The sequence below is a fragment of the Nostoc sp. UHCC 0252 genome, assembly GCF_034931145.1.
Classification (GTDB): Bacteria; Cyanobacteriota; Cyanobacteriia; order Cyanobacteriales; family Nostocaceae; genus Nostoc.
In genome coordinates this window covers 85,079-100,337 of record NZ_JAYGHE010000020.1, presented here as the reverse complement: position 1 = coordinate 100,337, position 15,259 = coordinate 85,079, and the positions used below count along the sequence as shown (strand labels likewise).

General features: G+C 41.5%; 12 protein-coding genes. 5 read left to right on the top strand and 7 right to left on the bottom strand.

All coding sequences use genetic code 11. From position 1 onward, the window contains the following. The first annotated feature begins 346 nt into the window (after positions 1–346). The gene (locus tag VB732_RS14460; protein ID WP_323231551.1) at positions 347–1,360 is read left to right on the top strand and encodes a glycosyltransferase family 2 protein; all 1,014 of its coding nucleotides are present in this window, start codon (positions 347–349) and stop codon (positions 1,358–1,360) included. A 962-nt stretch (positions 1,361–2,322) separates the two neighbouring features. After that, complete coding sequence (locus VB732_RS14455; RefSeq protein WP_323231550.1) at positions 2,323–3,876, top strand: serine/threonine-protein kinase; 1,554 nt, start codon at positions 2,323–2,325, stop codon at positions 3,874–3,876. Positions 3,877–4,327: 451 nt separating this feature from the next. On the opposite strand, the gene VB732_RS14450 is transcribed toward VB732_RS14455, so the two are convergent. From VB732_RS14450 to abc-f, 5 genes are all read right to left on the bottom strand, one after another. Then, a complete protein-coding gene (locus VB732_RS14450) occupies positions 4,328–4,525 on the bottom strand; it encodes an NblA/ycf18 family protein (RefSeq protein ID WP_041565841.1) in 198 nt (65 codons plus the stop codon). Between the two features lie 659 nt (positions 4,526–5,184). Then, entirely contained in the window at positions 5,185–5,910 is a 726-nt protein-coding gene (locus VB732_RS14445) for a Stp1/IreP family PP2C-type Ser/Thr phosphatase (RefSeq protein WP_323231549.1), read from the bottom strand. 16 nt (positions 5,911–5,926) lie between these two features. Beyond that, complete coding sequence (locus VB732_RS14440) at positions 5,927–7,612, bottom strand: AarF/ABC1/UbiB kinase family protein (protein WP_323231557.1); 1,686 nt, start codon at positions 7,610–7,612, stop codon at positions 5,927–5,929. Positions 7,613–7,761: 149 nt separating this feature from the next. Beyond that, on the bottom strand, positions 7,762–8,088 hold the full coding sequence (locus tag VB732_RS14435; protein WP_323231548.1) for a DUF6825 family protein: 327 nt from the start codon (positions 8,086–8,088) through the stop codon (positions 7,762–7,764). A 151-nt stretch (positions 8,089–8,239) separates the two neighbouring features. After that, complete coding sequence (gene abc-f, locus VB732_RS14430) at positions 8,240–9,865, bottom strand: ribosomal protection-like ABC-F family protein (protein WP_323231547.1); 1,626 nt, start codon at positions 9,863–9,865, stop codon at positions 8,240–8,242. Positions 9,866–10,385: 520 nt separating this feature from the next. Between abc-f and VB732_RS14425 the strand changes: the two genes are divergently transcribed. Continuing rightward, complete coding sequence (locus VB732_RS14425) at positions 10,386–11,150, top strand: Uma2 family endonuclease (protein ID WP_323231546.1); 765 nt, start codon at positions 10,386–10,388, stop codon at positions 11,148–11,150. Positions 11,151–11,162: 12 nt separating this feature from the next. Here VB732_RS14425 and VB732_RS14420 read toward each other — a convergent pair whose 3' ends face one another. After that, positions 11,163–13,871 carry a CBS domain-containing protein gene (locus VB732_RS14420; protein ID WP_323231556.1) on the bottom strand — a complete coding sequence of 903 codons (2,709 nt, stop codon included), beginning with the start codon at positions 13,869–13,871 and terminating at the stop codon, positions 11,163–11,165. A 4-nt stretch (positions 13,872–13,875) separates the two neighbouring features. Continuing rightward, a complete protein-coding gene (locus VB732_RS14415; RefSeq protein WP_323231545.1) occupies positions 13,876–14,124 on the bottom strand; it encodes a hypothetical protein in 249 nt (82 codons plus the stop codon). Between the two features lie 142 nt (positions 14,125–14,266). On the opposite strand from VB732_RS14415, the gene psbZ reads away from it, so the two are divergent. Next, the gene (psbZ, locus tag VB732_RS14410; protein ID WP_100901500.1) at positions 14,267–14,455 is read left to right on the top strand and encodes a photosystem II reaction center protein PsbZ; all 189 of its coding nucleotides are present in this window, start codon (positions 14,267–14,269) and stop codon (positions 14,453–14,455) included. 188 nt (positions 14,456–14,643) lie between these two features. Beyond that, on the top strand, positions 14,644–15,222 hold the full coding sequence (gene ribH / locus VB732_RS14405; RefSeq protein WP_323231544.1) for a 6,7-dimethyl-8-ribityllumazine synthase: 579 nt from the start codon (positions 14,644–14,646) through the stop codon (positions 15,220–15,222). Positions 15,223–15,259: the final 37 nt, after the last annotated feature.

Genomic DNA, 15,259 nt, shown 5'->3' with positions numbered 1-15,259 from the left:
TTAACCCCTCTCCAAACCTCTCCCTGAAACGTCGAGAGGCTTTTAAATCCCCATTTAACTATGGGAAAAGCTTGCTCAAAAGATACTCTGGGAGGTTTTGATGTTACTAAAAATATTTTTCAAACATTATCTAAGGGAAATTCATAAATTTCACTTACGGCAGATGTGGTTTATTTACCATTCATGAATAATTAATAAGAAGGTGAAACGACGTATTTGCGCTGATACACAACATACTTTTTTTGTCAAGTGCGTAGATTTTAGTGATAGTATCAAGAAAAGTCTTTATACTATACCATGAAGATTTAAGCATTTTTACGGAACCGTGTAGCCCGGAGTTCAGTTTATGAATCCTAAAGTCTCTGTTATTATCCCCGCTTACAATACCGAAGCGTATATTGCAAAAGCAATAGAGTCCGCCTTAGAGCAGACACTCAACGATATTGAAGTCATCATCGTCGATGATGGTTCAAGCGATCAAACTGTGGAAGTCGCAAAAAGTTTTAGTGACCAACGTCTCAAAGTAATAGTTAATCAACAAAATCTGGGCGCTGCTGCTGCGCGTAATCGTGCCCTCAGAGCAGCCCAAGGAGAATGGGTTGCTGTTCTTGATTCAGATGACTGGTATGCTCCCGAAAGACTAGAAAAGCTTGTGTTCCTGGCAGAGAAAACAAATGCAGACATGATCGCTGATGATCTTTATTTAATCCACGATGGTGCAACATCTCCTTGGAGTACATTGATTGAAGAAAGTGGAGAACGTATAGATGAAATTCTCCAAGTTGATATCGTTTATTTTGTAGAAACTGATGTCTATGGGCAACCAGGGTTGCATTTGGGTTTAAGCAAGCCTCTATTTAAACGAGAATTTTTAGTTAAGCACGGCATCAAATACGATGAAGAAATCAGGATGGGTCAAGATTTTTGGCTCGACATGAAATGCTTAATCAAAGGAGCCCGTTTTTTTATTGAGCCAAAACCATATTATTTTTACCGCTCACGCCCTGGTTCTCTAGTATATCAAAACCCATTACCACGTCTAAACCAATACTGTAAAACTACTACTTCTTTCATGCAACAAGAGGTTGTAAAAAAAAATCCAGCTTTAATGAAGGCTCTGTATAATAATCTTGAAACCTATAAGAAATATCTAACTTACTTTCAAGTTGTTACCCCTATAAAGCAAAAAAAATGGGTAACAGTATTAGCAGAAATCTGGAAAAATCCGTACTTTTTTTCTGATTTTATTCCCCAATTTAGGAATATTATCAGCCGTCGAATTCAATACTATATAATGGGCAATAAATCAGTTTTTGATATTTCTTATAATTTAGAGAGAAAACGAAAATCGCCCAATTAGTAGTACGACAGTTTGGATAAACAATAACATATCTTTAGAGGATGTTTGAAAAGTATTTTTGGTAACATAAAGAGCTACACAACCTAACTCCCCAGCCCCTCTTCTTTACAAGAGAATGGAACTTTCAATCAAAGCCTCTCTCCGCTTGCCTAACGGCAGGCTAACGCCAATGGGGAGAGGTTTAGAGAGGGGTTTATTGTATACTTTGCAACTTTTCAAACAACCTCTTAAGTATTAGGTCGCATTAATAAAAATGCTTATTAGCATAGATTTAGCGATCGCTTTGAGGCTTGGAAAATAAATCAAGCGAGAAATGCTGATTTTTTCGTTGGTTCTTAACCTTGGTTGCGATCGAGAGTAATTTAGGTGCTTTTGCCCTGGTTACACCCAGGGTTTACCATCGCCTCTCCACTTTACTGCTTGCGATCGCATAGCTTCGCATAGCTGTATGATCCGGTTATTTGTCACCTTAGCAGGGCTACTCTTACCCTTAATAAAGGTTTTTGGCAGATCCTAGAGTTATCTATTTACTCAAAATTGGGCAAACTAAAACTACACCACAATTAGAGTGCAAAATAATATGAAGTTTCATTATCTAATTTTTCTGCTTGCTTTGGAATATTGCACCAGCTGTAATAACGGAGCATAGCTTCAATCCTTTAAAAGAGGGCTAAAAAAAGCTAGTATAGACTGCGTAAATCTACTTACTATCTCAATTTATCAAGGCTTGGGGCAAAATCCTGTTGTTAAAAGTAGGCGAACTCCTAGCTGTACTAGTACAGCGCTGTGTAGATACAACGATTGAAAATCTTTCAGCTTATAAGCTTTTTGCTTTTTGACTTCTATTTCTGCCTTATGCTACGAGTCTAGAAATTGATTTCTGGGCGCAATAATTCACATATTCAGTTTGAATGCACTTTTTTTCCTAAACACTTACACCTGCTTTTGGATTCAAATTCTCTATGTCAGACCCCAACATTGGTCGCTTACTTAGCAAACGCTACCAACTCCAGGAGCTAATCGGTACTGGAGCAATGGGTCGGGTTTATCGCGCTAAAGATACTTTGTTGGGAGGTGTACCTGTTGCGGTTAAGTTTCTTGCTTTATCAATCCAAAATGAAAAGATGCGATTGCAAGACCGCTTTGAGCGAGAAGCGAAAACTTGTGCTTTGCTAGGGCAAAAAAGTATTCACATTGTCCGAGTTATGGACTATGGCGTAGATGACAATAACACCCCGTTCTACGTTATGGAATATCTACAAGGGCAAAGCCTAAGCAGTATTATTCGTAAGCAACGGCTACCCTTACCAAGATTTCTGAGTATGGCGCGTCAACTCAGTCTGGGATTACAGTGCGCTCATGATGGCATCCCCGTTGATGGCACAATTTGCCCAATTATCCATCGGGATATCAAGCCAAGTAATATGCTAGTGATTCAAGATCCCAGTTTCGGTGAATTGGTCAAGGTTCTAGATTTTGGTATTGCTAAGTTATTACAGTCGGATGGCGACCATACAAAATTCTATTTGGGGACATTGGCTTATTCTTCTCCCGAACAGATGGAGGGAAAAGAATTAGATAACCGTGCTGATATTTATAGTTTGGGTGTGATGATGTTTGAAATGCTCACAGGCAAAATGCCACTCGTAGCACCAACTCATTCTTTTGGAGCATGGTATAAAACACATCACTATCAAAAACCACGTTCTTTTGCTGAGGTTGTACCTGGGTTAGAGCTACCAAAAGAAATCGAAAATTTGGTGATGAGTTGTCTAGCTAAAGTAGCACGCGATCGCCCCCAAAGTATCACTGAAATTCTCAAAGTTTTAGCATCTCTAGAAAAGCCTGAGCATACACACAAAATTAAGCAAGATACTTATGCCTTAATTCCTACTGCTACGGCTAGTCCTGAGCTTGAACAGAAGACTAAAGCCGATTTACGAGCATCCTTGTCAAATGATGAAATCGTTCGTGCTATTTCCTGGCCTCAAAATAAGCCAATTGCCGATATTGTATTTCCTCAGTCCATTCACAGCAATGGCGAAGTTTTACCAGCGCTGTGGGTAATGCTACCGCAAGAAGAAATTCAGAAGCGCTTCCTCTGTACCCGTTATAACCAATTTCTTTTCATCTCTATTCCCCATCCCATGTTGCTATGGATTACTGTTATCTACAACCGCAAACATGGTGCTAAATGGTTGCCTTACTACCTTGATCTCAAAACTAGTCTTGGTCAAGAAACTACTCGGTTATTACAGCATACAGGTTACTACCGTCTGTTGTTTTTTGCACGAGAAACACCAAATCGCTGTAGCCATATCTTACTTTCCAGTGTCGCTTCTGCCCAGCGTCAGAGACTGCAAGAGTGGGTCGCAATGAGCAACACATTGATGTCTTCTGCCGACCCGCAAATGAGTAAAAGCTTACTCAAAAGCGAGTACGAAAAAATTAAGCCTCAAATTCTGGCAAAACTGGAAAGCATTGATACAGATTCTCCATACGATCTTTCCAGCTAGGAATAATTTCTTAATGTTACATATAGTGCATGTAACCAGGGAGCGCTAACTAAAGGAATGTAAACTTTTATAAACAAAGTATATATAAAGATGTAAGTTCTAGTTATATGTATAAAGAGTGAAATCACGAAACGCCAAATTAGGGCTGTCTAAATTCTCTCTGAATACTCTTGTGTGTATATTTCAGGAAGTTGTAAATTTACGCAGGTTTAATTCTCAGGCTAGACGAAAGAAACAATTAAAGAAGTTTGGCTAAAGCAAACAGTAATTTTAGCGCTCAAAGCTAAAGTTAGGTCTAAGCTCCAGCAGATGTACTGTCAAAGATTTTTACTTGTTGTTAGTTGATTTTGTGAAATTGGTTATCGAAGTTGACGCCCCGACATCCCCAGCTCTTTTCCTCCTTGGAACCAAGCAAGAGAAGGAGGTCGCCCACTGCGACAGTAGAACGACTCTATGCCATAGTGGAACCGGAATCTAAGCCCCACTGGTGCTTAAGAAGCTCTTGATAAGTTGCCTCACGCACTACCATTTGCTCGTAAAGTTTTACCAAAAAGTCTTTGGCTTGATCGTGGCTCATATTTTGAACTTGAGTGGCAAATGAGCAGATGCTGAACTGCTGTTCCAAGGATAGTTTCATTGGTTGGTTCATAGTTAACTCCGAAAAAACAACGTGTAAAGGTGATATCGCTTACAGAAGTCCAAATGGGATGATAATTGGACTTGTATTTGTCCAACATTTGTTCCTCCGTATTAAGGAAGATAACAATTGTTTGACAGATTGCCCACATCCAAAGTGTGGAACTTTTTTGATATGATATCTTGCACCTAATCCTACTGATATACTACCCAAGTCAGTTGAGCCGCATTCCAGAAAATAGGCTCTGTTTTAACTAAGGTGATATAACTACCTTTCACTCCTTTCTGGTTTGCACAGGTCTCTTTTGAGGAGATGAGCAGATTTTGTCCTGAATTCTATAAGTTCCCTGTTTAAGAGAAACTAAGATGCTGTCTTCCCAGATATGGAGAAAGCTTCGGAAACTCAGGTAAGGAGGTTGGGGAATGAATGGTAATAAGCGTGAATTATAGTCGCCCTACCTTATTATGTGCAAGATGTCAATTAATCGATTTTATGCAAATTCAGCCTCATTAGGTCTTTTTAGAGGCTAAAAATATTTGTATCAAATTGTAAAAGTGAAAAATGCTCACACTGAACAAATTACTGAGTATATCTACCAGATTTGTGATTTGTCCTTTGTCATTTGTTTAAAGTTACTAAACATCAACTAATGACTAATAACCAATGACTATTTATTCGAGTGAAACGATAACAACTGTGATGTTATCGTGCCCTCCCTGCTCCTTAGCAGCCTCAATTAGAGAGATGGCGGCTTTATCAAGCCAAGGAGCATCTGAGAGGCAGCTAGCAATCTTCTGTTCCACAAGTTCTTCTGTAAGACCATCACTACATAACAGCAAGCGATCGCCAACTTTTACATCTAGTGGTTGCACATCTATTTGATGCAAGTCTTCACGCCCCAAACAGCGCGACAATACGTGACGAAAAGGATGCGATCGCGCTTCATCTAAGGTTATGTCACCGATTTTGATTGCTCGTGCAACCCAAGTGTGGTCTTCTGTTACCTGTTCTAATTGGGACTCTCGGAAGCGATACAGGCGCGAATCGCCAACATGAGCGCACCAAGGCGGTTCTGGAGCGCGAAAAATTACTGCTACAACTGTTGTACCCATATCGGCACGTTCGGGATGATTTTGCTGATCTTGCAAAATCGCTTTATTGGCATCCCACAAAGCTTGCTCTAGCAATTCTTGAGAAGATTTAGAAGATTCCCAATTTTCTAGCAGATACGCCTGAATTTCTTCAGTGGCTATGCGACTTGCTTCCTCACCTCCCGCATGACCACCCATTCCGTCGGCGACAACGAAAAACCGCCCTTCTGGGTCGACATAGTAAGCATCCTGATTATTAGAACGAATAAGTCCCGGATCGCTAAAACCCGTGAAATTAAGTTTCATAAATTTTTTGCAACAATTAATACATGCGATCGTAACGGTCAAGGCGCAAAAGTAGTCTGATCAGGATCACTGAAATCCCTAATGCAATTAAACCAGGTACTAGTGCCCACAATACATAATTGCTAACCACTAAAATCGTAGCTGAAAGTGTGAAACCACTAATTAACAGAGCATAGCTCATTGAAAGCTGAATACTGCTTTGCCGTCGCAATAGCCGTTCAGTTTCTATAGACCGAACGCGGAGGCGCATATCTCCCCGTTCTAGCTTCTCTAGCGTATCCTCTAACCTACGTGGTAGCCCAAAGGCAGTACTACTTACCTGAGCGGCTTGGCGACTTAATTCATTAATAAAACTATTCCCCTCAGAACCATTCATATCGGTCATAAGCTGCATTGCATACGGTTTGGCAACTTCCATAAAGTTAAAATCTGGATCTAAACCTTTGCCTACTCCTTCTAAAGTAGAAAAGGCTCGCATCACAAAAGTGAAGGTTGCTGGAAATCTAAATGGCTGATTATAAGCTATTTCATAAAGGTCGTCACTGATTGCCGCGACCGATTGATTTTCAAAAGGCTTATCCATGAAATGATCCAGCATGTACTGGACAGAGCGCCGCACTGGGCCCATGTCATCAGTTGGGGCGATCGCGCCTAAATCGATCAAAGACTGCACAACGCGATCGCCATCTTTTTGAGCGATACCAAACAGTGTTTGCATCAGTCCTTCGCGCACGTTGGATTTAATCCGCCCCATCATGCCAAAATCGTAAAATATTAAAGCTCCACTGGCACTAATGGCAATATTGCCTGGGTGAGGATCGGCATGGAAAAAGCCACTATTGAGCAATTGTAGTAAGTAGGCTTGAGCGCCTTGACGAGCGATCGCCTTTCGATCTAAACCGGCTGCTTCTAAAGCTTCGTATTGGCTAATTTTAATTCCAGGAAGATATTCTAAAGTCAGCACTCTAGAACTGGCATAACGCCAGTATACTTTTGGGACATTTACCCAATCGTAGCCGCGAAAATTCCGGCGAAAAGTATCAGCGTTACGACCTTCGTTAAGATAATCAATTTCTTCCCAAAGAATGCGACAACATTCTTCGTAAATACCTAACCAATCTCTTCCCCGTCCCCATTTGGGATGGTTTTGAAAGTAGCGAGTAATTCCTTTGAGAATTTGTAAATCTATTTCAAATAACTTTTTTAATCCAGGACGTTGCACTTTCACAACAACCGATTCTCCAGTATGCAGCACAGCTTTGTGTACTTGCCCCAAGCTAGCAGCAGCTAAGGGAATCGGTTCAAAATTATGGAAGAGTTCAGGAATTTTTTTGCCTAATTCTTTTTCAATGGTTGCTTCTACTTGCTCATAGCTAAATGCTGGTACTTTATCTTGTAATTTGGCTAATTCTTCTACATATTCACCTGGGAATATATCAGCACGGGTAGAAAACAATTGCCCTACTTTGATGAAGGTTGGCCCTAAATCCAGCAGGGTATTGCGAATCCATACCGCTTGGGCTTTGCGTCTTGCAGCTTGCTTGGCCTCAGTCACACCACCCGGATAACTCCAAGATTTGTTGTATAGCCAAAGTTTGAACAATAAGGTCAAGACGAAAGACCAAATGTCCACAAAACGCCGTCTGCTAGAGTATTTTTCCCGATTCCAACGGTATGCTTTATCTGAATAACCTTGTTCCATATCCTTTGTGTACCGTTGGTTTGCAACCGAATCGCTTGAAAGAGAAGACACTCTGATTCCTAAACTGTTTTTTTGAATTGTCATTTGTCATTTGTCATTTGTCATTTGTACATAATTTTTGACCAATGACCAATGACCAATGACCAAATTTACGCAGAAGTTCTACGATAATGTTGCAATTCTGTGCGTAACAGGGCAATTTCTGCTCGTAATTCATCAATATCTGCTTGCAAGTCACCTGAATCAGAACTGGCTTGTCCACTACCTGTAGTAGTTTGACCAGCATTAGCTGATTCTGCTGACCGATTTGCACGCTCTAGGACTTCTTCTGTAAACTGGCGCAGCTGCTCTCTAGCTTCTGCATCAAATTTGCCCAGATCGCTCAAGGCATCGGTCAAGGCGACCTCTAAACGCTCATTAACTACTTCAGCTACTGCTCTGCCTACGAAAAAGGCTTGTACAAGGGGGTTACTCATAAATTTTTGTTACGTTGCACCGCAAGAGAATTATAACTTGCCTGTATGCTTTACGGCTTCTGCTGGGGAGTTAGAGATTTACGTGGCAGGATGGGCTACTTTCAGCGTTAATGTATAGAATTTGCAAAGTTTACGGCTACGCAAGCAAGAGCTACAACGATCTTGGGTTAGAGATTTCGAGTAATTCTCGATAATATTGTTCTGGTGTATTGGGTAAATAGGTTGTCATTTGGAAGGCTTGCTCTCTCAACTTAAAACTTTGAGTAATGTTAGTTCGACTGAGGAAGTCTAGATCGTGGGAAATTACCCAAAGTCCCCCTTGATAGTCATTGATACCTACTACCATTTGTTCAACAGTTTCAATATCCAGGTTATTAGTTGGCTCATCAAGAATCAGCAGATCGATTCCTGAGATACTGATCATAGCGATCGCTAATCTTGCTAATTCACCCCCACTCAGCACAGAAGCGCTTTTGTGAACGTCATCATATTTAAAGAGAAAGTGTCCCAACTGTTGACGCAAAAGCTGATAGCTGAGATTACGATTGGCAGCTTGCATATTTTCCAAAAGTGTGTATTGGCGATTTACCAATTCGTAGGTTTGATCGAGATATACAGCTTTCATGGCTGGTGCTAGCAGAACTTCACCTGAGTCTAAAACTGCGGTTTGGTTTTCCATCCCCAAAATTGCTTTTACCAGACTCGATTTACCAGAACCGTTTGCGCCGATAATGGCTATGCGATCGCCAGATGATATATGCAGTTGAATATTTTGAATCAATAGACGTTCTGATATCCTAAGATTTGCACCCTGGATATTAACTAGATTTCGGCGCTTTTGATTTTTTTCTTCTAGTTGAATACTCGTTACTTTGGTAGTTTTGACCTTTGTCTCTGCAACCTTTTGATTAGCCTTCGCTACTGCTGCTTCATGTTTCTTTTTCGCAGTTCCAGTAGACACCTCAGCTTTGGTTTTAATCAGCCCTGCTGCCATTCTATCAATACTGCCATTGAGAAACTTGGCGCGACCGTTATGCTTAGATTGGGCTGCGCGTTGCTGTTCTTGCATCGCTGTGGTTTGGGTGCGTTTGAGTTCCTTTCGGGCGACTTCGTGCGATCGCAATACTGCCTCTAACTCGATTTGTTTCTGTTCTCGATATTGAGAAAAATTTCCTCCATATACTTTCAAAGCATCAGGTGTGAGTTCCCAAGTAACATCTGTAACTTGGTCTAAGAAAAAAGGTTTATGTGAGACAATTACAAACGCACCAGTGAAATTTTGCAGAAATTGTCTTAAGTTTTCTAAAGCTTGCAAATCTATATGGTTAGTTGGCTCATCTAGCAAAAGCAAATTGGGCTGTTGAGATAATCCGATTGCTAGAAATAGTTTTGTCATTTCTCCACCACTTAAGTTAGTAATTGGCAGATAAAGATTAATATTTGTATCGAATTGTGTTTGCAAAATATCCTCGATCTTCCACCATTCATCAGAGACATAAATCAAAAAATCGAGTACTGTGTCTGCTGTAATCTCTTGTCTGATAGTGCTGATTTGTGGCAAATAGTAGACAACACCATTACGCCAAACAGAACCGGTACTGGGGCTAATTTGACCTGCAAGTATCTTTAATAGAGTTGATTTTCCTACACCATTACGACCGACTAAAGCAATGCGATCGCCCGCCTCAATACTCACCTGGATTTTTTGAAACAAAGTTCTATCTAAGCTGAGTTCGTAGGCTAAATTCTCAGCTAATAATGTTGATTTTTTCTGCATTATTTCCAAACCTCAATTCGCAAACTTCCGCCCGTATGTTTACAGGAATTACGGGTATATTAGACACAAAAAACTTAGCCGCAGACACTTGCCAAGCGGTTAGATGTAAATATGAATGATGACAATATTGTTAGTACATGACTGTGTGAAGTAACCCTGTCAAACTAGTTGCGTTTATTCTTCGTTGACATTTGTTGCTTTGGCGCAACAGGTGTTTGGTACTACTTCATTTCAGCTATCTCGTTGGAGTTGTGATGAGGTTTGATATTGACTACAGTGTAGCATGAAGGTATTTCGGAAGGCTAGCGATCGCTTTCATCGGAAAATAAAGATTTTTAACCGCAGAGAACGCAGAGGTAAGATATTTAGGATAGATTTTTTTATGAAATTAGTTCTGAGATGATAAAGCCTGAATTGGACGATTTACCTGTACCCTCAAAATAGGCGATTAGCTACGCGCGATCGCTAACTACGAGACTGTTAAAATAAATCCATAACTACTTGATGCCGTATCCATTCTATGACCATAGCTCAAGAATTAGATTCTCAACAAGGCATCTTCCAAGATGTTATATTTCCCCCTGGTGATTTATATAGCGACGAACCTCCTTTGGAAAGCGAACTGCATTTACGGCAAATAATCCTACTTTTAACATGTCTGGAATTGTTGTGGCGAGATAGGAATGATTTCTATGCAGCAGGAAACCTGACTATCTACTACAGTCCACGCCAACGCAAATCAGAATACTTCCGAGGGCCAGACTTTTTTGTAGTGCTGGGAACTGAACGTAAAACCCGTAAAAGTTGGGCAGTCTGGGAAGAAGATGGTAAATATCCGAATGTAATTCTAGAAATTTTGTCTAACTCAACAGCGAATACTGACAAAAATTTAAAGAAAACAATTTATCAAGATACCTTCCGCACACCCGATTATTTTTGGTTTGACCCCTACACACTAGAATTTGCTGGATTTCATTTAGTCGATGGAGAATATCAACCTCTACAAGCAAGTGAACAAGGATATTTGTGGAGTCATCAGCTAGGGTTATACTTGGGAGTTTATGAAGGTTTATTACGGTTTTTTACACGAGATGGGCAACTAGTACCAACACCGGAAGAAACGGCAGAACAAGCTGAACAAAAAGCTGAACAGTCACAACAACAAGCAGAACAAGCCGAGCAAAAGGCTGAACAGTCACAACAACAAGCAGAACAAGCCGAACAAAAGGCTGAACGTTTAGCAGCAAAATTGCGGGAGTTAAATATCGATCCAGATACAATTTAGACCAGAGCTATTTCATTTAGGATAGTGTTGCGCTAAAAACTCCTCAGCTTCAGTCTTATCTTTAATTACTCTATCCAAAGTAGCAGCAAGTACATCATCTAATATTTGCCGATACTGTGGCCCTGGTTTGTAACCAAGTTTCTTTAAATCATTGCCATTCAATAGTGGCTGCACATTCGCCCAAACTGTTAAATATTCCCAAATCTGATGTCTAAGCGATCGCGGACTTTGCAAAGCAATTAAAATCAGCATTGGTAAATCGTATTTTCGCAACAACTGTACTAGTTGACTAGGACTTTGACACTTAGGCAAAGATTCCATCACCTCAGTTTGGGCAGAAGCCAAGTTTTGCAAACGTTGAATGCTATCCTCTTGCAGTTGCAGATTCTTTGCGACTTTCGCCCGATATTGTGGTGCTAGATGGGCGATTAACGCTTCTAAGCGCATTTCCCAATGGATGAGGGTTTGTTCAGCATCAAATCGCCGCAAACAGCGTTCTAGCAAACGTAATTGCCGTAGGAGTTCTGCATCTAGTTTGAGGGTAGGATGGATACATTGCAACGCCCCTAAGTTATCGAGTAACTGCAAAGCTGATTTCCAGTAGGGCGCTTCTAGGATGTGTTTTAATTCTGTTTTGAGTCTAGTTTGTAGGGCTGGAGTTTTGGTATTCTCTTGGGAAGTGCGATCGTAAACACCACTGTTGATTGCATAGCGAATAAACTCTTCCGTTTGCGGTTCAATTTCAAATCCGAAGCGCACGGCAAAGCGCACACCGCGATAAATGCGGGTGGGATCTTCGATAAAGCTGTTGGGGTGTAAAACCCGAATTTGTTTAGCTTGTAAATCGAGTAAACCGCCAAAGAAATCGAGTAATTCACCGGAACGAGGAGAGGTGAGGCGCAAAGCGATCGCATTAATGGTAAAATCTCGACGATACAAGTCTTGACGAATCGAACTCGCCTCAACCTCTGGATTCGCCGCCGGGTAAGGATAAAACTCTGTTCTAGCCGTGGCAATATCTACCCAAAGAGAATCTAATTCTGGGTCTTTATGCCACAACAAAGCAGCAGTTTGAAAAGCCCCGTGGATTTCTAAACGAGCTGCAGGGTAAAGTTGTTGGAGTGCTTTTGCTAGTTCGACACCAGCGCCAACATCTGCTGATTTGTGAAAGCCATCAACTACTAGGTCAATATCTTTAATCATCAAGCTACCTGCTGTCTCAGCTAACAGCAAATCCCGCACCGCACCCCCGACAAGATAAAGATGCCAACCCCGTTTTTCGGCTTCTTGCGATGCGATGGTGAGTAATTGCCATAACTGAGAAGCAAGGCGATTTTGCAACTCAGTGCTAAGAGGAATTTTGAATTTTGAATTTTGAATTTTGAATTTTTGCTCGTCCTCTTCGTCTTCATCCCTTTCCTGATGTAATTCGCGTAAAACATCAGTACGAGTGACCAGACCAACTAACTGTTCATTCTCCAATACTGGTAAGCGTCCGATGTCATAAGTCACCATCAGCGACTCAATTTGTGGCAGTGTTGTATCTGGTGTAATTGTTTTGAGATTTGTGGTCATGTAGCCTTTGACTGGCGCATGACTAAATCCGTGGTGCAGGGCAACATCAAGATCCCGGCGCGAAATAATACCTACTAGTTGCCCTTGGGCATCGACTACAGATAAACCAGAGTGCCCATAGCGTAATAAAATGCGCTGGGCTTCGCCAATAGTAGTTTCAGGCAGAATCGTGCGGACAGGAGAAGACATCAAGTCCCTAGCGGTGAGAGGATGGGGAATTTGCGCTTTTACCCCGTCAAGGAGTTGTTTTAATATTGCTTGTGAATCAACTCCTCTTAGATTTAGCGATGCGGCTTGTGAATGACCGCCGCCGCCCAAGAGTTGGAATAATAGATTAAGATTTGTTTTGGGAATATGCGATCGCCCAATTACAGTTAACCGTGAATCACCTTCATCCAAATCATATTCATTAGCCAATAGTAGGGCATCAATTTCGGTTAATTCCACGAGTTCCGATGCCAAACTCGATAACCCAGGCACAAAATTTTTAGTTTTTAGAGTTACCCAAGCAACGGTATATCCATGTAGAGAAAAATATTCTAAATTTTCCAGCGATTCAGTTAATAACTGCTGCAATTGTACAGACAAACCAGGGTCACGGTAGGTGGAAATTACCGATAAACTCGCACCTTGTTGCATCAACCAAGCCAAAGCTAGAGCATCCCGTGGTGTGGACTGGTCATAAGTCAAAGAGCCAGTGTCAACGTGGATACCCAAAGCCATCACTGTGGCTTCGGCAGGAGTCAAGGAAATTTCCTGTTGTTGCAATTGCTCAACGATTAAAGTTGTGGTTGCTCCTACTGAGGAAATATATGATTCGGTAGCCGGAATATTTGATTCTTGTCCTAAGTGATGGTCATAAATTATAATCTCTTTAATATGGGGTAAATCTAACCACTCAGCAGCTTTACCCAAGCGATCGCGCTGTTGCGTATCCACCACAGTCAGAGAACGAATTTTTTCTGGATTCACCGAACGGCGTTCAATTAGCGGATATTCGTCCCGATGCAATGCTAAAAAATCCCTTACAGGAGGGTGAGAACCGCCACTCAGCACAATCTTACTTCCCGGTAGTAGGCGCGTTAACCCTACCGCAGCCCCTAGTGCGTCAAAATCTGCTGTTGTGTGGCAAAGAATTAAATCCATAGTATTAAGACTTTTTTCTGGTAAAATACTTGTGGTTTGCTTCACCCACATTGGTGTCTGATAAGCCTCTGTCCAGTAGCATAGCGACTATTGGTAAGCGACTCCGTTGCACAGCATGAAAAGAAGTCGGCACATCTTGATTAATACAAATTACCGATTGGTTTGTCCAATAGCGCGAATAAGCCAGCACATCATCCAGGATAGTAAAATTTGTAGGGTACAAGGTAAGAACTTGTAGTCTGCGGTAGGGCATTCCGTGGACTTAAAACAAAGCTCAACGCCTCCTAAGCAATAGCCGGATTGGTTGAGAAGCCTGCACTGTACAGCTTGCTGTCAGCGTGGGAGTATGTCACTGTAAGACATATCACTATTTCGCTGTATTGGGAGAAACAAAAATGACCATAATATTCCAATTCGCTTTGATAAGCCTAGTTCTATTGTCTTTTGTCCTGGTTGTTGGCGTTCCCGTAGCTTACGCCACTCCCCAAAATTGGGTTGAATCTAAAAAACTGCTCTGGGTTGGTTCTGCCGCCTGGATTGGTTTGGTGTTTTTAGTTGGTTTGTTAAACTTTTTTGTCGTGTAGGCGACGGCTTCACTCTGGCGTAGGCACATAATATAAGAACTAGAGGAGCAGAAAAGCTAAGGTCAAAGACGAAAGGAGAAAAGGAGAAATTTTTTCCAATTTCCTTTTTTTAACCGTGCTTTCCTGCTCCTCTACATTCAAATAAGAAATGTATATTGGCCAGAACTATAGTTGATTAAGAGGCAGTCATGGCAGTTTTCGAGGGAACTTTTACCCAAACGGAGCCTTTGCGGTTTGCAGTAGTGATTGGTCGATTCAACGACCTAGTTACCGGAAAGCTGCTAGAGGGATGTCAAGATTGCTTGAAACGCCACGGTGTAGATCCTAACCCCCAAGGTAATCAGGTAGACTATGTTTGGGTTCCGGGAAGTTTTGAGGTACCTTTAGTAGCTCGCCAACTAGCACTTTCCCATCGTTATGATGCTGTAATTTGTCTAGGTGCAGTCATTCGAGGACAAACACCCCATTTTGATTATGTATCCGCCGAAGTTTCTAAAGGCATTGCCGCCGCTAGCTTTCAAACTGGAGTGCCAGTAATTTTTGGCATTTTGACAGTAGACACTATGCAACAAGCCTTAGAACGGGCAGGCATCAAAGGTAATCATGGCTGGGATTATGCCCTGAACGCTCTAGAAATGGCAAGCCTGATGCGGCAACTGCGTTCTAACCTAGCAGAGCCATATTCTCGTAACAGCCAGTCTTTACCCGCCTCGTTTCAAAGTGCCAGCATCGGCAATTTAACGGCAGAGCCAGAAGAACTCGGCTAAATGAGTCATTAGTCATTTGTCCTTTGTTATTCACTAA